This window comes from Maribacter ulvicola, from assembly GCF_900155985.1.
GTDB classification, from domain to species: Bacteria; Bacteroidota; Bacteroidia; order Flavobacteriales; family Flavobacteriaceae; genus Maribacter; species Maribacter ulvicola.
This window is the reverse complement of sequence record NZ_FTMA01000001.1, coordinates 1,132,674-1,154,305: the sequence shown is the minus strand read 5'-3', so window position 1 is coordinate 1,154,305 and position 21,632 is coordinate 1,132,674. Positions and strand designations below refer to the sequence as shown.

The window sequence follows — 21,632 nt, the reverse complement described above, 5'->3', positions numbered from 1 at the left end:
TTTATTTTTAGTTGTTATTGTATTTCTGTTGCTTGGTGTGTAATTAATTGCCATTTATATCTATTGCCTTTTCTAGTTGGTTCTGGTTGTTTTGGTACTTTTTTATAAACCCTGGTATAACGCGCATGTTTTAAAGGTGCAACTGAATCCTTTATACGTCTTGAATTTGTATAAGAACCATCTACAAATGCCATATTTTTATAAAATCGAATAGTTTGATCATCATTAAGTGTAAAAGTTTCAAAAGGAACAGTGCTATTTTTACGTCCTTCTAACCATTCTGATGTTGTTTTTCTACTACCATTAGATGAGATGTGTACTGCATCTGGATGCATTATTTTTGTTAATGTTTCTATATCATTATTTAGTAAAGCATCTACACGTAGCTGTTCAATTTTCAATATATCTTCGTTATTATGTTTCATTTTCTTATCTTCTGAATGTCTTGTGCACGATACAAGACTCAATGCTGTGATACAAGACAAAATGGTAATTTTTAAAATGTTCATTTGAATGTTTTTTTAGTTTCTATCTGTTTCTGGATACCAGTCTTTTATAATAATCTTAATCTCGGGGTTTTTACTTTCTACCGTTTGTTTAAATTCAGCCACATCACTAAATCCATTCTTTCCTCTAAAATGGAAAGGGTAAACGTTATCTGGTTTAAAATCTAATACTGCACTAGCTGCTTGTTCAATAGTCATAGTGTAAGGTAAATTCATACATACAAAAGCAATATCTATATTTTTTAAATGGCGCATTTCTGGAATGTCTTCGGTATCTCCAGATATATAAATACGTTCGCCGTCTATATCTACAATGTAGCCATTGCCCCAACCTTTTTTATGACGTGACTCTTTTGTTTCTGGTAAATTATACATTGGTATCGCTTCTATTTCTATGCCTTTAATATCTTTCTCTTCATGATTATTTATGACGATACTTTTTTTCTGATATGCATTATCTAATTCTTCTTTTACGGAGTTTGGCACTACAAAAACCGCATTATCGAGGTTTAGCCCGTTTAAGGTTTCTTTGTTTAAATGGTCTTGATGCGCATGTGTAATAAGAACAATATCAGGGTCTTTAAATGTTGAATATCGTTCTGCTCCTCCGTATGGATCTACATAAATGGTTTTACCTTCGTGTTCAATTACCATAGAGGCATGAAATATAGGATGAATAACAAAATCGTCACCTACAATGCTATTGGCGTTGGCTTCCTGCTTTTCAATGTTGCTTTCTGTTAGTTTGGTGTTTTGGCTATCACCTTGCTTGTTTTTTCGGTTTTCTTTACAACTAATAAATAGTAGTAGTGTAGCTATTATTAATATATGGGGTTTCATAAGTTGAATTTTAAAACTTTAAACACATTATTTACTTTTTTACCATTATTAAATTTTGGCAGTAACATTAATTGAGGACAAGGGATATAAAGCTGTTTTTTATAAATAGCCATAGCATCCGGCCAAAGAAGTTCGTTGCTTTGCACTAATATTTTGTGCCTTCCTTTTTTATCAACCTTAATTATTGAGTTATCAGATACACTCCCTAAATACAGGTTGTCTTTGCCATCAATGGTTAGTCCTCCAATGGTTGTAGATTTTGAGAACACTTCTACGGCATCTTCTAACTGTTTTTTTGTACTTTCCTTATTTGTTAATACCGAAGTTTTAATTTTATATAAAATAGGTCCGCCTGTAGGTTGGTAAAACAAATTTTCTTTGTCGCTTGAAAGTTCAATATCATTTACCTGTAGTTTATTGGGTTTGAACTCTTTTCCGTTAAATGAAGCTGTTACACCTGGATGGGCTCTTGTTGAATAGTGTTTGTTTAGCACTCTTCTGCTTTCTCCTGATTGAATATCCAGCACAATAATTGCCCCAATGCCAAATTCTGATATATAAGCAATACCTTTTTTACTATCTACTCTTATATCGTTTAGTTTGGCTCCTGCTGGTAAAATAGCTTCATTGAAATAGTAAACCCTTTCTACTTCGTTAGTATCTAAATTTATTTTTATTACTTTCTGCGCATTGTCGATGGTGTTTCCAAAATAAGGTGCGGCATAATCTACTACCCATAGCTTATTGGCATCATCAATATGTACGGCATTTACATTACTAAAGCTGTTTTTGGCGTTATTAATATCAAAAATATTCCACTGGTTATTTGGGTATGGCATTACTTTATTATTTACAATTTCGGCAACGCCATACGATTTTTTTCCTTCTATCCATTGTGGCATACTAACAAATGCTCTACCTTCTTTACTTATTGCTATACCATTTATTGGTAAATTAGATGTTACAAACACTTCTATATTTTGAGCAAGGGTTGTAGATAGATGCCCCAAAAAAAATAGTATGAATAAAATAAATTTAGCTTTCATTTGATGGCTGTTGTTTTAATTGAAAATGCTCTTTATAGCTTTATTGGCAATGAGCACATCATAATCTTCACCTTTTTCATTTTCTCCCGGCGCTCCTGATATGCCAATAGCTCCGACCACTTGTCCGTCTTTTATTATGGGCACTCCGCCACTAAGTGTTGTCATTTCTATTGCATTAAACGTCATGGCTATATCGTGTTCTGTTCCTGTTACTTCCTGAAGTAAGTGTGTTGCTTTTTTTCTTGAGGCTGCAGTATAGGCTTTTCTACTGCTTGTTTTTATGGCGTGTGGAAATGAGCCATCCATTACTATTTGTGTTTTCATCAACCCTTTGGCATCTACTACAGTAATAATAGCATTGAACCCTTGTGCCTTGCATTCTTTGTAAGCCACTTGCGCAATTTTCATAGCTCCTTCGGTAGATATATTTGTTTGTGTTATAAAATTATCTTGCGCAGTTGCAGCACTTACATATAAAAAGGTAAATACTACTAAAAAATATAATTTATTACTTTTCATTTTTTGTTTATTTTTAATTTGTTTATACTTATTCGAATTAATACTTTAAAATTATTCTACCGTAAACTGTCCCATCATTCCTGCATCTTCGTGTTCTAAAATATGGCAATGGTACATATAAGGATATCTCTTTGTAGCCACGTGATTAAATTTCATAATCACCTCTGTCCATTCGTTGCCAACGATTACAACATCTTTCCATCCTTGATCTTCTTTTTTTGGTGGATTTCCATTTTGAGATAAAATCAAAAACGAGGTTCCATGCATATGAAAAGGATGCTCCATCATTTCTCCTTTGATGCGCCAAATCTCAATCTCTCCTTTTTTTACTTTTTCATCAATACGCATCATATCCATAGACTTACCATTTATGCTAAACATATTTCCCATATCCATTCCGTTCATGTTTTCTCCTTCTTCACCATCCATATCCATTTCTAATTCAAATGTTCTTGTTACAACTGCATCTGAAGGATTCAAAGGCGTAATTTGGTTTAATTTTTCAGGTAAAGTCCCTTTACTTTCTTTTGAATTATCTACTCTTATATCCAGAACTCTTTGTTTAGTTAAAAACATTGAAACCCCATCATTTTCTGCTGGTAAAAAAGTTGCCATTAACTCTTTGGAAAGTCCATCCGATAGATCTATCATTATTTCATTTCGTTCGCCAGGAGCCATTTTTAATTCAGTTATTTTTATAGGTTTATCTAAAAACCCTCCTTCTGTTGCTATTTTATAAAATGATAGATTCCCTTTTAGGTATAACTCGTAAAATCTAGCATTAGAACCATTTAAAATGCGTAATCTTAGCCACCCTTTTGGGGCTTTAATAAATGGATTAATAGTTCCATTAATCACCAAAGTTTCCTCTCTTTTTCCTTCCATAAGCTCTTGCATACTTACAGAGTAATCATTCATTTTCCCATTAGTAAATCCTCTATCTTGCACTACCAAAGGAATATCGTTTACACCATAAGTTTTGGGCAAGGGAAGTTGAATAGAATTTTCGTCTTCTATGATGTATAAACCAGCCAATCCAGCATGTACATGCTCTGCTGTTTTACCCATTAAATGCGGATGATACCAATTTGTTGAGGCTTCTTGTTGAACTGGTATCGTTATTTCCCATTTTTCATTTGGTTTAATAATGTTTTGTGGACCTCCATCAATTTCTCCATTAACATGAAGCCCATGACCATGTACTGTGGTTGGTTCTTCTATGTCATTGGTGAATTTTAATTTAGTACTATCCCCTCTATAGAGTTTTATCGTAGGTCCTAAGTAATTCCCGTTAAACCCCATAGTATTGCTCTTAATTCCTGAAAAGAACTGATGATTTCCATACTGTATTTTCAGTTCAATCTCTTTACTTATCTTTCTACTATCTAATAAATGAGGTATATTCAATTTATTAGTGGCTACTTTAGTTGTATTTGCACAACTATAAATTAAAAGTGTAAGAAATATTAATATTGAATGTTTCATGTCGCGTTATTTAAAACAATACTTTTCGTTCTCCGATTGGTTCTATTTGATTTGGTAAATTTTCTTCGTCTAACATTTGTCTAATATCTATTTCAATACTTCTAGCTAGAGATGAAATAGGTACATCATTTATACTTCCTGTAAATGGGTTCTCACTATTTTCTCCTATTTTCTCCATAGTCCAAAAAATCCAAGAAACTATTGCAGAAAATGGGACAGCAAACCATATTAGATCGTCCGCTTTAGTACTTAAAAAAGAATCTATCATACCAAAAGGCACTAGTATGATGAAGATTATTACGAAATAATAATAGGCTGAAGAATATTGACGTGGAAAAGGAAAATTTTTAATGCGTTCACATTTACCTTGTTGTGTATATAAATCAGTAATTAAATCTTGGGCAGCTACATATCTGTAATTATCTAATAATCCTTTTTCTTGTAAAGACTTTAAATGTTTTGATTGTAAACTAAGAATATGTGACGCTTTATTTCCTTTAGTTGTTATGTAGTCGAACTCACTTTGTGTTAAGTATTCTTTTAAACTAATAAATGGTGAGTTTTCTTGATGCATCTTTGATTCTAGCTCATTGTATTCTTCAGAAGGTTCATTATCTTCCCAATCTTTTTTTGTCCGCAATTGTATGGCTAATGCTCTTAACCATGCTACATGTCTATGAACAATTACTTTTCTAATTTTTATTAGCTCTTGTTCAGTCAATTCTGTATCAGTATATTTATTAGATATAAAATCTCTTGTCATAACTGTAAGTGAGCGAGATGTATTTACTATAGCTCCCCAAACTTTACGTGCTTCCCAAAGTCTATCATAAGAAGCATTGTTTTTAAAACCTAAATAAAAAGAAACTGCGATACCAATTAATGAAATAGGTTGCCATGATATAGATATCCATTCAAGGCCTGTAAAATGGTAAGTGGCAATAGGTATTGCATCTAAAACCAAAAAGAGTAAAAGGTATCTTCTCGACCATTTTAAGGTCTGTAAAAAGCTAAGTCTTTTCTTTGCTATCATGGGTTATTCTTTGTTTGATCAGTACTATTTGTTTCATCATAGTAGATGAAATATAGATATGTTATGTTTCTGATATTCACTAAAAAGATGTGCAAAATCAGAAAAACATCTATTGCTTTTAAGATGCTGACAATCAGAGATTTACTTACAAGCCTATTCCAATCTATCATAATAGCAATACTATTTAAAACTATTACTATTAATGAAATGAGTATAGAGTAACTCACTAGAATATAAAATTGTCTAAAAGCACTTATATCTTCATCTCTAATGATATTACCTGTTAGCTTCTGTTTAAGTTTGGTCGTGGTTTTAGAATCTGTAGTGGTAAGCATAGAAACCGCTGTTAAACTGAAACCCGCTAGGACGCCTAGAGTCTGTACAATATTATTTACGATATCTTCAGTAAAAACAAAATCTCCTCTCCATAGAAAAAAACCGATAGTTCCAGCTATTAGAACAGGTAATACGATATCGAAATATATATTTTCCTTTAAGGATAAATAGTAGTCTTGTATTAATACTAAATAACTTCTAAACATGACTTATTTGTTTTTCTATTTTTTTATTAGGAATAAGCCATAGTACTAATACAACTATATAACATAGAATAGATAGTATTTGTACATAAAATGATAAGCATATACCAACAATATAAATCAGCAAAGAGATTTCCCCTTTATTACCTATTACTTTTAAAAGTTCTTTAAAAGTTCTTTTTTCTTCTCCAGCATTAAGTACCAAGTAGTGTAATACTAAAAACGATAAGGCGGTAAACAATAAAATAATTCCGTAAAAAGACAAGGCTATACTGTCTTCAAAATTATCATTCAACCAAGATGTAGCATAAGGAATTAAAGAAGTAAAAAACAAGAAGATTAAATTTCCCCATAATACTTTTCCATTAATTTGTTTTGCATATTTAAATAAATGATGATGATGGTTCCAATAGCTTCCTATATAAATGAAGCTAATAAAATACCCGAAAAAATAAGGTAATACTTCTAAAATAGCATTTTTGGAATATGATATCGGTGGTTCCAATTCAAGAACCATTATTGTTATAATAATAGCCAAAACACCATCACTAAAAGCTTCAAGTCTATTACTCGTCATATTACATGTTTTTTGTTAAGAACTCCACAATTTTATTATCAGGAATAACTTGTTTAAGTATTATTTTTAAAATTGTATACACAGGTATAGCCAAAATCATACCTACGATTCCAAACAATGAACCAGCAAAAAGAATAACCACAAATACTTCGAGTGGATGAGATTTACTAGTTGTAGAAAAAATTAAGGGCTGGCTTACTAAGTTATCAATTGCTTGGGCTATCACATAACCAATAAAGACATATAAGGATTTAGTTAGAATAACACTTGAAAAATCTTGCCCAGCAAAATTAACCATCGTTAAAAAAATCATTATTACTCCGCCTATGAGTGGCCCTATGTAAGGAATAAGGTTTAACAAAGCACAAAATAAAGCTATAATAAGTGCGTACTTTACTCCAAAAACAAACAACGTAATGCTATATAAGGCAAAAAGAATTGCAATTTCTAATCCAAGACCAAGCACATATTTGGATAGAAAAGATTTTATAGTTTTTAAAGTTTCTTCTACATTATTCTCTTTATCTTTTGAAAATGGTAAGAATACAAGATTATGAATAATTTTTTCGTCTTGTAAAAAGAAAAAACTTATAAAAGAAACACAAAATAAACCAACACCTAAATTCTCTATAAATGTTAGGCTTGTATTAAAATATTCCAACATTTCACTTGAAGTAAAAAATGAACTTAGAATTTCTGAGACCTTCACATTATGTAAAAAGTTAATAGAAAAATCACTTAAATAATTATCCATTTGATCAACAACCTGCTGAGCATTATCTTGTAGAGTTGAAAAATTAAGAGTAGAAATAGAGCTCTCACTAGCTGTAATGACTGGTATCATCATCCAAAAAACAGATATAAGTACAAGTAAGAACAACATAATTGTAATGGTTGCAGCAAATGATTTAGGTAGTTTTAACTTTGTATTTAAAAAAACAACAACCGGTCTACCTGCTATGGCAATAACTATAGAGATTGCCAAATAACATAGAATAGAACTTACTTCACTAAGCAAATAATAGCTTAATACTAAACCTCCTAAAATCAGTATGGCGTATACAATACTTTTCGTATTATTTTTAATTATTTCGTCCATGTAATCTATCTATTATAATGTTATTGAAAAAAGCCTGTATTTTATCTTTACTTATTTTATAGATTATAATTCCTAATACAAGGTATACACCAGCTATAATTAAAAATCCAAGTGCAGTATTACTTAAAACATCGCCCAATAATATTGCCCCAGAAACACTTATGAAGAATAGTACAAAAGAGCCAAAAACCAATAGTAAAAAGACCTTCACAATGGATGATAGTATGGCTGCTATTTGCTGTGTAAGTTTACTTTCTAGAGTTGCTAGTTGTTTATGAATATACGCCTGGGATTCATTAACAAAAAGATCTATATTATACAATACAAGCTGTTTTGTTAACAATAGAAAAGCTCTTACTTTCTCATACTCTTCCTTTCCCTTTTCAATAAAAGATTTTTCAATCTCATCGAAGTTTTTAAAAATCTTTTTTCTTAATTCTTCCATCATAATCTTATAATCCATTTTTTATTTTCAAGGGCATATAGAGTAATAGAGCTGCAGATACTACATATAGTATGGAGAAGGTAATCATAGAATATTGACTTGTTCCGAAATGATTTTCTTCATAACCAATAAGAAATGGTCCAAAAATTCCACCAATTTGAAATATTGAAAATATGAATCCCTGGATTTTCCCAAAATCACGAAAGCCATATAACGAATTCAAAAAATACATAATAGCTGGAATGGTCGAACCCAATGTAACTCCTATGAGTATGATCCCTACTAATACTAAAGAATATTGGGTTACATATATAACAATAACCAAAGCAAGAGCAGCTGAAACATAAAAACTACTCATAACTAAATAGGGATTTAATCTATCAAAAAGATAGCCACCAATATACCTACCTATAATAAGAGAAAAACCAAAAGCAAAACTAATTAAGGCAACATTTGGAACACTATATCCTTTATATTCCATAAAAGGAAATAGATTCACAATTATCCCAGTATTACCTAACCCAACACAAAAAAATATAATTCCCAATAACCAAAATGGTATAGTTCTAATTGCTTTAGAAAATCTTACCCCAATTTTTTTAGCTTTTTTCACCTTTACAATAGGTGAAGCATCTGAATAATGCTTATCATGAAGGACTACCCCATCTTTACCCAAATTGAAATACTCTGGAGAATATTTAATGTATCTTTTAAGTATAAATGCCATTAAAAAAACCAAAACACCAATAATCAAATAAGCCTCTCTCCAACTACTATATGTAATAATAACAGTAATTAAAACTGGAAAAATCATTGCTCCTATACTAATACCAGATGATACTATACTTAAGGCCATTCCTTTCTTCTTCTCAAACCATACCAAAATTTCTTTAGAATAAACACCAGGCAGCGTACCACAACCAATGATGGTCATAAGCACGAATAAACCATAAAACAACCAGATATTTGAATTTATAAAATACAGTCCTGCTATGTTCATCCCTACTAACAAGGTTGAATAGAATATTAATTTTCTAGGACCAATTTTATCTATTAAGTAGCCCGAAAGAAAAGAAGTGAAGACAGTTACAAAACTTATAATGGATACTGTATAAAAAATATCACCTTTACTCCATCCAAATGTTTCATGTAAAGGATTTACAAATACACCAAAACTGAATATTTTGAATGTATTGACTGAAAACATCATTCCTAATGTTCCAACAATAGCTACAACCCAGCCATAATAATATTTTCTACTTCCTATTAATGTACCCATGGATCTAACATAACTTTACCAACAACATCTTTTCCATTTTCTACCAATTCATGAGCTTCCTTAATTGCATTTAATGGCATGGTTTTAAAAATTATTGGCTTAATGGTTCCCAAGGAAAGTGCCCATAAAAAAGCAACTTGATCCTTAAGTCGTGAGCCTCTAATACCTACCATATTTAACTCCAATCTGGTAAAATCTATAACGCGAACCGGAAATGGATTAGAAGACATATCACCACCAACAGGACAAATAGTACCACCCGTTCTAATAGTTTTTAAAATAATCTCTTGAATATTTGATGCCCCTGTATACTCAATAGCATGATCTACTCCTCTGCCTTTTGTAAATTCATTAATTTCATTTACTACCTCATTTACTGGAGCACTTGTATTCACAACTTTATCACATCCCAACCTTTCTAGCTCGTGTATTTTATCGCTATTCCTAGTAGTTCCTATAATCAATGCTCCTTTTAAATTAGCCCATTGTATAGTAGCTATTCCCATACCACCAGAAGAGCCACTAACAAAGACAACATCTCCAACTTGAACATTCAATCGATCAGTAATTATACGATGTGCCGTTGGATATGCCCAAGCTCCAGCTGCAGCAGATCTAAAAGAAACATTTTCTGGTAATTTCATAAAGTAATGCTCTGGCCTACTTATATATTGCGCATTACCTCCAAACATAGTATGACCAGGATAATCTAATTCTGTTGAAAGATTTCCAAGCCCTCGAATGGCATTTTCACATAAAGAATTTTCTGGGTGTACCAAACCTAATACACGATCTCCAACTTCAAAATTTGACACTCTATTTCCAACTTGAACAACTTCACCTGCACTTTCTCGTCCCAATTGTTGGGGCAAAGGAAATCCTTTACGTCCTGGAAGCAGCGCTTTACCTTCATTAAGTTTTCGCCATGCTCCTTTTCTATATTTAATATCCCATCCTGAAACTGACGTAGCCTTAACTTTAACTAAAACATCAAATTCACCAATTTCAGGGAATTCATATTCGTCATATTTTAAAACATCTATATCACCGTGTTCAAAAATTCTTACTGCTTTCATTTTATTCTTTTTTAAAAGTTATAAATAAGACCTACCGTAGTATAGCTATCTATTGTCCCAAGTGTCATTTTAACCCTCTGTTTTGATTTATACGGCTTAGTAAAAAGGTATGCTATACCAGTACCGATAACTGCACCAGCCAATACATCCCAACCATCATGTTTATTAGCCTTAATTCGACTATAACCAACATACCCAGCCAATGCATATGCTGGAATCCCAAATTCCCAACCATAGCGTTTTTGTAAAAAAGCCGCACTTGTAAATGCTATTGAAGTATGGCCAGAAGGAAAACTATTGAAGTTTTCTCCATTTGGTCTTTCTTTATTTATTGCTAATTTTAAAGCATATGTAACTGCAATGGTACTAACCAAAGTTTTGGAAAATTGTAAGGTGCCTTTTTGCCCATCTTTCCAAATGAAGGTAGAACCTAGTGCCAATACAGGTAATGTGCCTACCAAAACATCTCCAGATGTTTTATGGAATTGTTCGTTAGTGGTTAAAGGTTGTTGTGCTCTTCCATAAAAACCACTAAATATTATAAGTAAGATTATTATTTTCTTCATAATTAGTTCTCAATATTTCCACCTACGGGTAAGCCGCTAGGTACGGAGGCTGGTATTGTTTTATCAAAATTTGGGTCATTTAGCGCCTCCATAAAAGCAATGATTGCACCAGTTACATCATCATCCATTTGAAGTTGTCTTGCTAATGGGTCTATTTGGTTTGGGCTTACATTTGGGTTGATATCACCGCCGTCTCCGCCATCATCATCTCCGTCACCTCCACCATCGGCAATGTCTTCATAAAACTCCATCACTTCCTGTAGTGAACTATGCATACCGTTGTGCATATAGGGTGCCGTAAACGACAGATTGCGCAAGGTGGGCGTTCTAAATGCATAGTTGCCCGCGCCTGTGTCTGTTTCAGGTAATTTAGGATTGTCGGGAACGCTAAGTATGTGCAATTGGAAGTCTGAAAACATAGGACCGTTATGGCACTCGGCACAACCGACATTTACAAAGGCATTCATCCCGTTAATTTGCTCTTGTGTCATTGCCGATTCATCTCCCCGCATATAACGGTCGAACGGACTGTTGTTGGCAATTAGGGTTCTTTCAAAGGAAGCAATAGCCTTTGCTATTCTGTCTGTATTGATTTCATCGGTTCCAAAGGCATTTTGAAATGCCAATTTGTATTCCGGAATGGCATTTAATCGGTTTACAATGGTGTCGTACATCGCATTTTCGGGGATTTCGGTGCCCCGCATCTCTTCTTTGGAAAGCGGAGGCCCGAGAGCTTGTTCTTCCAGGCTCATAGCTCTGTTATCCCAGAACATTGGTGAAGCCAAGGGGTCAACCTCGTTGTCAACCGTAATTCCGTTAAAAGCGGTATTAATCACAGTATGTGCATTCCGCTTTGCCAAAACAGTTCCGACACGTTGTTCCCCGAGCCCAGTACCACCCACTCCTATAGATAAGTCCAGGGCGTCTGTATAGCCCTTTTCGGGATGGTGACAGGTAGCACATGCTACATCCTTGTTTCCTGATAAAATGGGGTCCCAATATAATTGTTTGCCCAAAAGGATTTTTTCGGGAGATTGAGCATTGTTTTGGGGAATGGGGGCATATTCCGGCAATGGCGAAACAATGCTGCCTATGGCGTCAACAGGATTAAAAACATTCCCCCCTTCATCAACTTCACAACCAATCAAAAAGAAAAGAATTACTAAAATCAGGTTGAAAACCAACAAGTTCTTTGGTGTTAAATATGACTTGATATTTTTCATTTAAGCGATATTTAAAAATGAATTTCAAGTCGAAAGTATGGTGGGATTTCAGTCCTAAAAAACAAAGCAGGTTCAGAATGCTTTTTTGGGGCTTATTTCAAAAAAAACAAATCTCAAAATACTCATTATCAGAATATTAAAACACTTATATAAAAATTCCTTTAAACGTTCAGAATACGTATTTTGAACGTTTTGTGGTAGTTTAAAGAAAGTAGAGGTATTGTTGTAAAAGAGAAAAAGTTTAGACCAACTGTTTTTTATATTGGCTTGGTGTTACCCCTTTTAACTTTTTAAAAGTGGTATTAAAAGATGTTTTTGAACTAAAACCAACTTCGTTGGCGATACCTAAAAGCGTATAATTTTTATACGTTTCGTTTTGCAGACAGGCAATAAATTCTTCAACACGATATTGGTTTAAAAAATCCTGAAACCCCATATGCATATGTATATTCAATACTTCAGAAATTTGTTGTCTCGGTACTTCTAATTTTTCAGCCACTTCGTTAACTGATAGTTTTTGGTTTTTAAACCATTTTTCTTCGACCATTAAACGGTTTAATTCTGTTTTTAAATGCTCTATGGAAACATCATTCAAGTTTGAAGATTTGTATTTGGAGTCCTGCGATTTTGGCAGCACATCTTTTGGAGAAATAATCAGTTTATACAGTACAAAGTAAAACAGAAAAACGGCAGCAAGTATGATGCCGTAACTATCTAAAAAATAGGGCGATTCATTAGATTTAGTGAATATATAGGTAAGTTCGTCGATAATAAAAATAACAGTAAGGGGAATAATAAAAACCAACAACCATTTTTCTTTCTTGCTTTTAATGATGTTATAAATAGTGTATAAAAGCATGATCGCAAAAGTTAGTTCCACAATATCCTTACTAATCTTTACGAGTAAATTTTCATTTGAAGGATTATAGCTTTCTATAAATTGAAAAACTAAGCTTAGCAGATAGGGAATAAAAAACAGAAAATCTTTCTTGTTGAGTTCATTTTTGCCCGATTTATAATACCGAACAAACACAAAGAAAAATGTAATGATTAACGTATCGTGAAAAACAAACCAGTTGGCATCCTGTACAAAAAGGTTATAATCATCATCACCAATGGAGTAAACCAATACAGAAGTTACACAACCCAATAGCAACCAGAAGTTAGGTTTCTTATAATCCTTTTTCTGTTTAAAAAGGATTATAAGAAGGAAAAAACCTTGTAATAAGGCTATTATCTGGATGGTTTTTAACATAAAATTCTAATCATTTTTATTGAATCTGCTAAATTAATTTAAAAAAACCTTGTTTACAATGATAATTTATCAATTTAAGGGGGTTAAATTAACATTTAACCTTAAATCTAGTCACCAATCATTTTTTTTGAACCATTGTAAATATTTCTCTGATTCATTTCTAAATCAGATAACGAAAACCTTGACAAATGATTATTCCTAGCTTTTACTATTTTCTGCAATTTGAACTTAATTTTTCTGTCTCTACCATCTGCAAAAGCAATAAACTCTCCTTGTTTTAACTTGAAAAAGATTTCTGCCCTTCGTTTAGGGATTTCTTTTTCACCTTTAGTAATTCTAGCATCCCAAGAAAGTCCTGTTCCTTTGCTAATACTTCTTGTTGGATTCTTGATGATTTCAAAAAATCGCTCATAGTATTTGGCGGTGTCGGGGTCGTTCGCTTTTCCAAAGAATTGATAAGATAGATTGCTTAAAATAGCTTTGCTTGCTTTATCACCATAAATCATATCGTTCTGAATTTTGTCCTGCATTACGTAAATAGTAGCAATATCATAGCTACGAAGTGTTGCAGGAATACGATGCATATTGAGCAGCTTAATGGTCGGTGCTTCTTCCATCAGCATAAAAGAAGATTCTCGATTGCGTACACTCATCTGTTTAATAACGGTGTGTATTATTGTTGCAATAATGGGTGAGTAAGCGGATTCATATTGTGGATTATTCACTATTGAAATAATGGCTTTATTTTTTGGGTTGTTTATGTCCAAAGGCACTTCGTCTGCGGACAATACCATAAAAATTTTCTGTGACGAAATCTTTTTAAAAGCATTGGCCAGGGTGCTTTTTACACCAGCTGTTTGTTTTTCGGATTCTATGCCATTAATAAAAGCACTTGCCATGGCCCTTGAAGTAAAATCAGATTTTAAAAATGTTATCAATTTTTTGGTGCTCATCATTTGGTACAAGGCAATCAAGTGGGGTAATGAACAATACTTTGGATAAGCAGTTTTCAATTTCCAAATAAGTCCACTCAACAGCCCTTCCACAGCATCAGAAAAGAATTTTGAACTTCCTGACGAATCTGATAGATTCTGCTCCAGTAGATTTTCAATAAGCACTTTTGAAACCTCATTGACACTTTCTTCATTGGGCAAATATCTCGGTGCTATTGGATTTACTCGATTGTGAATTTTATCAAATGAAATAGTGTAAAAGTCGATGTTCTTGTCCTTGAAAAGGGGATAGGCAATTTCAGTAAGCTCAAAGTCCTTGTAATCGTGTATGATGCCACAGAACTCGTATTTGGCAAAATGTTGTAACAAGTTGTAAACTACACTTTCTGTTTTGCCACTTCCTGCCGAACCGATTATGGAAACACCACGCCTAATATTGTCAATCCTGAACTTTCCATATTTCAACTTAAAGTGCACGCGGTACTTTTTGCCAAGTTTTGATTTTTCATCGGAAAACAAATAGACATAGGTTATAATTCCTAAAACCATTATTGGAATTATAATATACAGAATGATATGTGCCAATGTCCAATTCATATTCCAATGGAACCTGATTGAATGCCTCTGTCCACAGTCTGTTTTAGCTTTTTGAGAAGCTTGTACGCCAATTGCGCTTTATTGGTTGGAATGTTCATCAATGGAATTTTCATTCCAGATTTCCCCAACAGTTTAAAAGCCACCGATTTTTGATTGGTCGGTAAACCCATGATACTGGCAAAGTATCGTTCTGGGTTTTTAATAAAGAGCTTTCGTGCTTTATAGGATTCCTCATAATTACGATTGTATTTGAATTGCTTATCAAATACTTCTTCAGCTTTTTTAAAAAAATCGTTACGGTTGAATCCTCGTTTTACATCCTTACCGTGCATTTTGGTACCGGAAGCTCTGTATTTGCTTCCAGGCGACAAGCTGTATGTATTGCTCATATCTTTTCTACTTACAATAATATGAATATGAGCCTGTGAGCCCTCTTTTTGCATTCCTCTAACAATACGTTTTCCACCCAGTTGGTGTGGTGCTTCTTTTTCGAGCTTTGCTATTTTTTTCTTTAAGGACTTTATATTGCCTTTTAACTTTCCTTCCTCAATTTTCCGTATTTCATTTTTTAGTTCAAGGATTTTAGTTGCAAACGGTTGATTTTCGATAATAGCTTTATCGCTGCCTTTATAGCTGCGTTCGTGTTCGATTTTTGCATAGTATTTAATGTCATCAACATTTACTGGACGTCCGTCAATTTCTCTGTTAAAATTCTTGGCATAATCTTTCATCAATTCTCTTGTATAGGCTTTTAGATTTTCAGAATGGTTCTGTAAATGCGCCAATTCTCGTGGGCTTGGATTTACCGTGATGGAATAGAACTTTGGTTCATCTTTTTTCAATTTTGCTTTGTTGCCATCAATCTCACGAATGACTTCCTCTGCGAAAATTTCTTCGCCATATTGATTAAAAAAGTGTTCCTGTTCTTCAATTATTTTTCCTTCGTTCTCCTTTTCCAGATAGTTCACAAAGTCCGTAGAGCTTTGTGCAAAGTTTTCACCTGTTTGTTGTGCTGTTATGGTTATGTACATCGTCCAGTTTTTGTTTTAAGTTTTCGTATTCTTCCTTTGTTGTTTCCAGTTTGAAATAACTGTTTCCAAAGTTTCCCTTTACATATTTTACCTTGTCCATTACTTCCTCAAAATGTTTGTGGACTGTATGGAATTGTTCTTGGGTTTTGTAATAGTTATCCCGGTAGTAGGTGAGTTCCTCGTTTTCCGAAATAAGTTCAGGTGTCCCAAAATCAAATTCTTCTTCCGATTCTTTTGATGCCTCTTCAAACAAACTCTGTAGCATTGCCGTAGTGGGTTTGGTTTGGCTCTTTTCGATGTCTCGAATAATGGCAATGACAGCATTAAAGCGTTTTTGCATTTGGTGCTTTAAACTGGAAACCGTTTCGCCCAATCGTTCATTTGGTGATACCTCATTGATTTCAAAAAAGTCCAACATTGCCAGCAAGGTCATCGATTGTGATTTAGAAAACCTCTTGCAAAACTTCCTGAACCTTTTGGCAACCGATGATTTCAACTTAAATGTCTCAAACCGCTCTTTTTCGAAACCTACATCCATTTTTTAGTAAAAAAATCCTTGATTTTACTGGTCTGAACGCATTTTTTAGTAAAAACACGAAAAGCCCTATTCTTTCTAAAATCGCTTGACCCTTATGTTTAAAGGGCTTGCGTAGCAAATGAATAATGTAACATCGCTTTAGCGTGTTACCCTCTTGCTCTTCAATTTCGTCACGCCAAAGCGTGACAAAAATTTTCAGACACCTGACTAAAAAGTCAGTTGCTCATTTACGAAATTTACATTCCGTTTAAACTATTCTTGGATATGTACGGTTAAAAGGAAAGTCAAATCAAAAGTGTTTAACCATACTTAAATATGCTGTATTCCAGCCTTATAAATGTATTATATTTATGTGGAAACCAAAAATGTGATTTGTTCCCAAATGATGCATTTTGAAACTAAATAATATGATTATTATAAAAAATGAGAATTGGAACGTCAGATTTAGAAATAAGGTTTTTAATAAATCATAGTCATAAAAAAACCTTTGAAATCCAAAGGTTCTCTATAAAGAATTATAGTATTTCAAATATTAAAGACATACCTGTAATTGTATAAATTTCGTATCGCTTCTTCTTCCAATAGAACATCATAATTGATATGGTTTTCTTTGGCATAAGCTTTAAGGTTCTTCCCAAATTTGCTTTCAATATCTTCTTTAGAAACTGATAATAAATACTGTTGGGTTTCATCGTCGAGATTGTTATAATTTAAATAGACCATAGTTCGATATTTTAAATTAAACTATTATCGGCAAAGCTGTAATATTCCCCATTAGGTGCTATAATCAAATGGTCCAAAACCATGATGTCAAAAAATTGGGCAGCTTTTTTTATTCTTTTCGTTAGTCTGATATCTGCCTCACTAGGTTTTAATTTATATGAGGGATGGTTATGGGCTAAAATGAGTCCAACGGATAAGGACTTTAAAACAACCGCAAAAAGTATGCGTAAATCGACCATAGTACCTGTAATGCTTCCTTTTGACAGCTCGTAAACACCTTTTACCTTATTACTGTTGTTCAATAGTAATACTTTAAAAGTTTCTTGCAATCCTATGGTGTTTTCGTTCCAATGCTCAAAAAGTAGTTTGGCAGTATCTTGTGAAGATTTGATTTTAGGAGATTTCAATGTACTTACCTTTTCTTTGTAGCTTATCTGTATTTCGTTAACTTTGTTCTTCATTGTTTTTCTATTTAGAATGAATGATGAAAAAGAGGGCAGAACTTTTGCGAGAATGCCCTCTTTCTTTTTTTACTTGTTGTTTCCCATTAATAGGATTTCATTTGCGACCACTTCGGTTACGTAGCGTTGGTTACCATCGTCCGTGGTATAAGTTCTCGTTTTTAGTTTGCCTACAATTCCGATTTCCTTTCCCTTGCTTACAAATTTTTCGATAATGTCTGTGGTTTTGCCCCAAGCCACAACGGTATGCCAATTGGTATCTGTTTGCTTTTTTCCATCTCCATTTTTGTAATTTTCATTAGTTGCCAATGATAAGCGAGCAACTTTTTTTCCGCTTTCAAGATTCGTAATAGTTGGTTCCTGCCCAACGTTTCCGATTAACTGTACATGATTTTTGATAGTACTCATAATTTAAATTTTAAAGATTAATATTCATTTATTTAAAAAAATTGATTTACTTATTATATCCAGAGTGTTTTCCTTTTTTTGATTTTTAGTTTCACTTCCTTTTTGGATATTTTCAGATGATTTCATAGTTCGGTATTTTGATTTACTTCCCATAGAGCCTTCGTCGTTACCTTTTTTTGATGCCCTGTATGATTCAATATTCAGTTTTGATAAGACGTATAAAAAAGAGCGAGGTACGAGCCTGGTTTATGCCGTAGTTCAAAACTGAATGTTGTTGTTTTGCTGTCAAAAAAAGAGTGATGGCGACGGCTCGGTAAGTGGATTAAAGGACTATGTGAAATTTAAAATATCAGGAAGTGGGGCTAAATACATTAATGGAATTCCTATCAAACGGACTTAATACTTAAAGTTAACCTTGATAATAAAGCATTCTGCCATTTGTCCAGATTACTGAGATAAAGAAATTAACTTTAAGTATTATGTCTAAGATATATTTAATGAAGCTCTTTTCCCGAAATGTAGAGAAACGAAATGAAGTGGGAATGTGCTGTTTTCAGTGGAAGCTATTCGTCATCTATTTTCTCAATGTAATCCTCAATAGTACTTCTTTTACTTTCGTCCAATAGTAATGGTGAATTATCATCGACCTTTACTCTGCTTATATCTATATCTGGTTCTACATGAAGAATCAAAACACCTTGATGTTTGAAATTTTTAGACACTAGTTTCCAAGGAATTTTAATTGTAATATTTTTAGGTAATGGCTTCATGTATATTGGGTCAGAGCTAAAACTATCATCTCCAACCAATATTTTTTTTCTGGGCTCAATCTCGATAAGATGATTATCTGTATCGAAGTAGGTGTCAAACGGTATTTTACCTATACCAGATATTAGATAACCACCTTTCTTTTCATAATTTTTTCGAGAAATCTCCTTAATCTGTTCGGGCAAACTTAAAACAAGTTTCCAATGTTCTAAAGGTTCAGAACCATCATTGGTAACCAAAATTGTACCGTCAATAAAACTACGGTTGAACTCTGTTCGGTTTGGAATATGTGGAAAACTTGTATCAAAAATTTGCGGAGTAATCCAATGCTTATCGGCCATTTTTCCTATCCAATCTGGTATCATTTTTTTAGCTTGCCTTTCTAACTCATCGTATTTTGTTGCTGCTATTAGTATTTTATGTACAAATTTTGGTATAACTGTCATTTCAGTTTCACCATTCATAAATGACACTTTTACTGATTGATTCGTCTTAAACGTATTACTATTTAGATAATAGTCGTAGGTAGATTTATTTTCAAAAATCAAATCAACAATATCTTCCCAAGCATATACATTTACTTCAAATAGACCCTCCTTAATATGTTGAACATTTATTTTTCTAATAATAGTCTGAACTCCTGCATCTCTAACTGCTGTTGTTGCGAAATACATTTTCTTTAAGTTGGGTTCAAACTTTTTAGCTTTTTCAATTTCTCGATGAATTTCCTTTTCTGTAAGCTGCTTTCCGGTATATTCATCTTTCCCTTTGCATTGAATCCCATAATAAGAGGTTTCATCACGTGGTACCCCATAGATATCTATTCCGGCCTGATCTTGTCCAGAACGTCCATTTCTCATAATTTCAGGACAGTTCCATACTTCACCCCATAGCTTTTTACAAAGCTTTTCAAAGTCTTGCCAGTTTTCTGGTCTTGGTAAGGATTGGGATGCCTTCATCATTCAATCAAAAATATTAAGTGAGTTTACAACTTTTTAGTTATTTACCAAATTTCTGTTGGTTGTACTCTTGGGTCGCTTCTTTTACGGTATTCATTAATTCTTCAAAACTTAAGCTATCTCCAGGGATCATATTAGTTTGCATAGTTTTATAATCTTCTTCCCAACCTTTAATAAATTTATCTGGAGGAATGGGATTTAAGCTTGGCGGATAAAGACTGTTATAATCTACTCCTTTCATACCACTAAATCGCTCCCTATGTTCAATTATGGATATAATTAGTGTTTCGTCCAAAGCTTTGGGTTTATGCTCGCTTTCGAATATTTTGGTGAGGTCATATAAATGACGACTCAACCTTTTAACTCTAATTTTATCTTCCGGACGTTGAAACTCTTCGTGCAATAAAAATAGTTTTTCAAGATAAGTCCTTTCAGGGTTGACACATGGAATGGTTATAGGAGTATCAGCAAAAGGGCGATCCGAATATAGCTCTCCTACAAAGGAAACAATCTCTCGATTGGTAAATGGATCTACTAAAGAACGACCTCCCAACTCTACTTTTACTCTTGGAAGTACGTACTCTTCGTACTCTGTCACATAAGGGTAATTTACCAAAATAGACACTGGGTCCTGGTCTCCATCACCTAAATTTTCAAAATCAAAGGTAACGTCTTGAAAGCCATGTTGCTTAAATGCAATTTGTAAAGATTCATAAAAAGCTGTTGTGACAAATTCAAAAGATCTCTCCCTTAATTTCCTTACTTGTGTTTTGCTAATAAGTCCTGAATCAAATCCAAGGTATTCTCTGTTAAGAGCTAAATCAATATCTTCTGAAAATCTCTCAATTAAGCCCCATGCCTTGCTTAATGAGGTTCCACCTTTAAAAAGCAATTGGTCTTTTACATCCATTTGAAATATGATGTTCAATGTTTGTACGACCCACCAATCTTTTTCTATAGCAAAATCTGGTATCCCTTTTTGGTTTCCAAGAGCCTCATATATTTCTTTCTTTTGACTAGGTTTTAACTTGTAAAAATCTATTACTCCCATTATAATGCTTTTGCCATGATTTCTGCAATCCACTGTGGTGCTAATGCTATATCATGTTTTAAGTTTTTAATATCCTCTTTTTTCAATAAATTAATGATTGTTTCTTCTTCCTGTTGCGTTATTTTATCTCTTCCAATATCACGAAGAGCTTGTACTACAAGTCTTCCCACTTTACCTTTTAATGCTAAATTTTTTGGAGTTGTTCTTTTGAACTGTATAGTTCTATTACCTACTTTAATAGTTCTTGCCTTTCCATCTGTATAGTAGACTAACTTTAATGGTATTTGTGTTGACATACCCAGAACGTACTGAGCATAGCTACCTGAAGGTAATAATTTAGCTCTATCTCTTTTCGCAATAGCTTTTGCAACTTCTTCTACTGAAGGTAAAATTTCCTGATTTAATAATTCACTTACTTTTGGTTTAGCATATATCCCATGAGATATTCTAGATAGCACTTTTCTCTTTTCCAAACGGTGAAGAGTTGTGTGTATGGCACTTTGACTGCCTAAATCACTAAAGTCATCAGCAAAAAAAATGGCTCCTTCTTTTGCCTTTCCTATCCTATTTTCAATTTGATCATCTATACTCATAACTACAATTGAGCGATAAATATATAAAAATTGTAAGATATAGAATAACTTTTTCTTTCATA

The 21,632-nt window shown here is 33.2% G+C and carries 24 protein-coding genes; all 24 read right to left on the bottom strand.

Annotated elements, in window-relative coordinates; translation table 11 throughout:
• Positions 1-14: 14 nt before the first annotated feature.
• The 24 genes from BW936_RS04985 to BW936_RS04870 all read right to left on the bottom strand — a co-directional run bounded on the left by BW936_RS04985 (position 15) and on the right by BW936_RS04870 (position 21,570).
• The gene (locus BW936_RS04985; protein ID WP_084181978.1) at positions 15-509 is read right to left on the bottom strand and encodes a nuclear transport factor 2 family protein; all 495 of its coding nucleotides are present in this window, start codon (positions 507-509) and stop codon (positions 15-17) included.
• Positions 510-521: 12 nt separating this feature from the next.
• Positions 522-1,346, bottom strand: coding sequence for an MBL fold metallo-hydrolase (locus BW936_RS04980; RefSeq protein ID WP_076547192.1), 825 nt, complete (start codon positions 1,344-1,346; stop codon positions 522-524).
• The gene (locus BW936_RS04975; protein ID WP_076547191.1) at positions 1,343-2,392 is read right to left on the bottom strand and encodes an L-dopachrome tautomerase-related protein; all 1,050 of its coding nucleotides are present in this window, start codon (positions 2,390-2,392) and stop codon (positions 1,343-1,345) included. Before BW936_RS04975 ends, BW936_RS04980 begins: the two co-directional genes overlap by 4 nt.
• 15 nt (positions 2,393-2,407) lie before the next feature.
• Positions 2,408-2,911: a GlcG/HbpS family heme-binding protein gene (locus BW936_RS04970; RefSeq protein ID WP_076547190.1), complete on the bottom strand. Its 504-nt coding sequence runs from the start codon at positions 2,909-2,911 to the stop codon at positions 2,408-2,410.
• Between the two features lie 51 nt (positions 2,912-2,962).
• Positions 2,963-4,396: a multicopper oxidase domain-containing protein gene (locus BW936_RS04965; protein WP_076547189.1), complete on the bottom strand. Its 1,434-nt coding sequence runs from the start codon at positions 4,394-4,396 to the stop codon at positions 2,963-2,965.
• Between the two features lie 10 nt (positions 4,397-4,406).
• Positions 4,407-5,429, bottom strand: a complete 1,023-nt coding sequence (locus BW936_RS04960; protein ID WP_076547188.1) for a bestrophin family protein — start codon at positions 5,427-5,429, stop codon at positions 4,407-4,409.
• On the bottom strand, positions 5,426-5,971 hold the full coding sequence (locus tag BW936_RS04955) for a hypothetical protein (protein ID WP_076547187.1): 546 nt from the start codon (positions 5,969-5,971) through the stop codon (positions 5,426-5,428). The genes BW936_RS04960 and BW936_RS04955 overlap by 4 nt, the downstream gene beginning before the upstream one ends.
• A complete protein-coding gene (locus BW936_RS04950; RefSeq protein ID WP_076547186.1) occupies positions 5,964-6,545 on the bottom strand; it encodes a TMEM175 family protein in 582 nt (193 codons plus the stop codon). Before BW936_RS04950 ends, BW936_RS04955 begins: the two co-directional genes overlap by 8 nt.
• Before the next feature lies 1 nt (position 6,546).
• The gene (locus BW936_RS04945; protein WP_076547185.1) at positions 6,547-7,644 is read right to left on the bottom strand and encodes an AI-2E family transporter; all 1,098 of its coding nucleotides are present in this window, start codon (positions 7,642-7,644) and stop codon (positions 6,547-6,549) included.
• Complete coding sequence (locus BW936_RS04940) at positions 7,628-8,107, bottom strand: phage holin family protein (protein WP_084181977.1); 480 nt, start codon at positions 8,105-8,107, stop codon at positions 7,628-7,630. Before BW936_RS04940 ends, BW936_RS04945 begins: the two co-directional genes overlap by 17 nt.
• Complete coding sequence (locus BW936_RS04935; RefSeq protein ID WP_076547184.1) at positions 8,097-9,368, bottom strand: MFS transporter; 1,272 nt, start codon at positions 9,366-9,368, stop codon at positions 8,097-8,099. Before BW936_RS04935 ends, BW936_RS04940 begins: the two co-directional genes overlap by 11 nt.
• Positions 9,356-10,444, bottom strand: coding sequence for a quinone oxidoreductase family protein (locus BW936_RS04930; RefSeq protein ID WP_076547183.1), 1,089 nt, complete (start codon positions 10,442-10,444; stop codon positions 9,356-9,358). Before BW936_RS04930 ends, BW936_RS04935 begins: the two co-directional genes overlap by 13 nt.
• Before the next feature lie 11 nt (positions 10,445-10,455).
• Positions 10,456-11,010 (bottom strand): phosphatase PAP2 family protein, encoded by a 555-nt coding sequence (locus BW936_RS04925; protein ID WP_076547182.1) that lies wholly within the window; start codon positions 11,008-11,010, stop codon positions 10,456-10,458.
• A 2-nt stretch (positions 11,011-11,012) separates the two neighbouring features.
• Entirely contained in the window at positions 11,013-12,233 is a 1,221-nt protein-coding gene (locus tag BW936_RS04920; RefSeq protein ID WP_076547181.1) for a cytochrome-c peroxidase, read from the bottom strand.
• Positions 12,234-12,474: 241 nt separating this feature from the next.
• The gene (locus tag BW936_RS04915; RefSeq protein WP_076547180.1) at positions 12,475-13,488 is read right to left on the bottom strand and encodes a helix-turn-helix domain-containing protein; all 1,014 of its coding nucleotides are present in this window, start codon (positions 13,486-13,488) and stop codon (positions 12,475-12,477) included.
• A gap of 107 nt (positions 13,489-13,595) precedes the next feature.
• Positions 13,596-15,038 (bottom strand): type IV secretory system conjugative DNA transfer family protein, encoded by a 1,443-nt coding sequence (locus BW936_RS04910; protein WP_076547179.1) that lies wholly within the window; start codon positions 15,036-15,038, stop codon positions 13,596-13,598.
• Positions 15,035-16,069 carry a MobB family relaxase gene (gene mobB / locus BW936_RS04905; protein WP_076547178.1) on the bottom strand — a complete coding sequence of 345 codons (1,035 nt, stop codon included), beginning with the start codon at positions 16,067-16,069 and terminating at the stop codon, positions 15,035-15,037. Before mobB ends, BW936_RS04910 begins: the two co-directional genes overlap by 4 nt.
• A complete protein-coding gene (locus BW936_RS04900; protein ID WP_076547177.1) occupies positions 16,035-16,607 on the bottom strand; it encodes a BfmA/BtgA family mobilization protein in 573 nt (190 codons plus the stop codon). The genes mobB and BW936_RS04900 overlap by 35 nt, the downstream gene beginning before the upstream one ends.
• 525 nt (positions 16,608-17,132) lie before the next feature.
• Complete coding sequence (locus BW936_RS04895; protein WP_076547176.1) at positions 17,133-17,330, bottom strand: hypothetical protein; 198 nt, start codon at positions 17,328-17,330, stop codon at positions 17,133-17,135.
• A gap of 11 nt (positions 17,331-17,341) precedes the next feature.
• On the bottom strand, positions 17,342-17,791 hold the full coding sequence (locus BW936_RS04890; RefSeq protein ID WP_076547175.1) for a JAB domain-containing protein: 450 nt from the start codon (positions 17,789-17,791) through the stop codon (positions 17,342-17,344).
• A gap of 69 nt (positions 17,792-17,860) precedes the next feature.
• Positions 17,861-18,199, bottom strand: a complete 339-nt coding sequence (locus tag BW936_RS04885) for a single-stranded DNA-binding protein (protein ID WP_076547174.1) — start codon at positions 18,197-18,199, stop codon at positions 17,861-17,863.
• Positions 18,200-18,762: 563 nt separating this feature from the next.
• Entirely contained in the window at positions 18,763-19,929 is a 1,167-nt protein-coding gene (locus BW936_RS04880; protein ID WP_084181976.1) for a restriction endonuclease, read from the bottom strand.
• Positions 19,930-19,966: 37 nt separating this feature from the next.
• A complete protein-coding gene (locus BW936_RS04875) occupies positions 19,967-20,977 on the bottom strand; it encodes a nucleotidyl transferase AbiEii/AbiGii toxin family protein (RefSeq protein WP_076547173.1) in 1,011 nt (336 codons plus the stop codon).
• Entirely contained in the window at positions 20,977-21,570 is a 594-nt protein-coding gene (locus BW936_RS04870; protein WP_076547172.1) for a DUF6088 family protein, read from the bottom strand. Before BW936_RS04870 ends, BW936_RS04875 begins: the two co-directional genes overlap by 1 nt.
• Between the last annotated feature and the right edge of the window lie 62 nt (positions 21,571-21,632).

Excerpts from the sequence above, each read along its gene's own strand:
- BW936_RS04985 (WP_084181978.1), bottom strand. The coding sequence starts at position 509 with ATGAACATTTTAAAAATTACCATTTTGTCTTGTATCACAGCATTGAGT.
- BW936_RS04980 (WP_076547192.1), bottom strand. The coding sequence starts at position 1,346 with ATGAAACCCCATATATTAATAATAGCTACACTACTACTATTTATTAGT.
- BW936_RS04975 (WP_076547191.1), bottom strand. The coding sequence starts at position 2,392 with ATGAAAGCTAAATTTATTTTATTCATACTATTTTTTTTGGGGCATCTA.
- BW936_RS04970 (WP_076547190.1), bottom strand. The coding sequence starts at position 2,911 with ATGAAAAGTAATAAATTATATTTTTTAGTAGTATTTACCTTTTTATAT.
- BW936_RS04965 (WP_076547189.1), bottom strand. The coding sequence starts at position 4,396 with ATGAAACATTCAATATTAATATTTCTTACACTTTTAATTTATAGTTGT.
- BW936_RS04960 (WP_076547188.1), bottom strand. The coding sequence starts at position 5,429 with ATGATAGCAAAGAAAAGACTTAGCTTTTTACAGACCTTAAAATGGTCG.
- BW936_RS04955 (WP_076547187.1), bottom strand. The coding sequence starts at position 5,971 with ATGTTTAGAAGTTATTTAGTATTAATACAAGACTACTATTTATCCTTA.
- BW936_RS04950 (WP_076547186.1), bottom strand. The coding sequence starts at position 6,545 with ATGACGAGTAATAGACTTGAAGCTTTTAGTGATGGTGTTTTGGCTATT.
- BW936_RS04945 (WP_076547185.1), bottom strand. The coding sequence starts at position 7,644 with ATGGACGAAATAATTAAAAATAATACGAAAAGTATTGTATACGCCATA.
- BW936_RS04940 (WP_084181977.1), bottom strand. The coding sequence starts at position 8,107 with ATGGATTATAAGATTATGATGGAAGAATTAAGAAAAAAGATTTTTAAA.
- BW936_RS04935 (WP_076547184.1), bottom strand. The coding sequence starts at position 9,368 with ATGGGTACATTAATAGGAAGTAGAAAATATTATTATGGCTGGGTTGTA.
- BW936_RS04930 (WP_076547183.1), bottom strand. The coding sequence starts at position 10,444 with ATGAAAGCAGTAAGAATTTTTGAACACGGTGATATAGATGTTTTAAAA.
- BW936_RS04925 (WP_076547182.1), bottom strand. The coding sequence starts at position 11,010 with ATGAAGAAAATAATAATCTTACTTATAATATTTAGTGGTTTTTATGGA.
- BW936_RS04920 (WP_076547181.1), bottom strand. The coding sequence starts at position 12,233 with ATGAAAAATATCAAGTCATATTTAACACCAAAGAACTTGTTGGTTTTC.
- BW936_RS04915 (WP_076547180.1), bottom strand. The coding sequence starts at position 13,488 with ATGTTAAAAACCATCCAGATAATAGCCTTATTACAAGGTTTTTTCCTT.
- BW936_RS04910 (WP_076547179.1), bottom strand. The coding sequence starts at position 15,038 with ATGAATTGGACATTGGCACATATCATTCTGTATATTATAATTCCAATA.
- mobB (WP_076547178.1), bottom strand. The coding sequence starts at position 16,069 with ATGTACATAACCATAACAGCACAACAAACAGGTGAAAACTTTGCACAA.
- BW936_RS04900 (WP_076547177.1), bottom strand. The coding sequence starts at position 16,607 with ATGGATGTAGGTTTCGAAAAAGAGCGGTTTGAGACATTTAAGTTGAAA.
- BW936_RS04895 (WP_076547176.1), bottom strand. The coding sequence starts at position 17,330 with ATGGTCTATTTAAATTATAACAATCTCGACGATGAAACCCAACAGTAT.
- BW936_RS04890 (WP_076547175.1), bottom strand. The coding sequence starts at position 17,791 with ATGAAGAACAAAGTTAACGAAATACAGATAAGCTACAAAGAAAAGGTA.
- BW936_RS04885 (WP_076547174.1), bottom strand. The coding sequence starts at position 18,199 with ATGAGTACTATCAAAAATCATGTACAGTTAATCGGAAACGTTGGGCAG.
- BW936_RS04880 (WP_084181976.1), bottom strand. The coding sequence starts at position 19,929 with ATGATGAAGGCATCCCAATCCTTACCAAGACCAGAAAACTGGCAAGAC.
- BW936_RS04875 (WP_076547173.1), bottom strand. The coding sequence starts at position 20,977 with ATGGGAGTAATAGATTTTTACAAGTTAAAACCTAGTCAAAAGAAAGAA.
- BW936_RS04870 (WP_076547172.1), bottom strand. The coding sequence starts at position 21,570 with ATGAGTATAGATGATCAAATTGAAAATAGGATAGGAAAGGCAAAAGAA.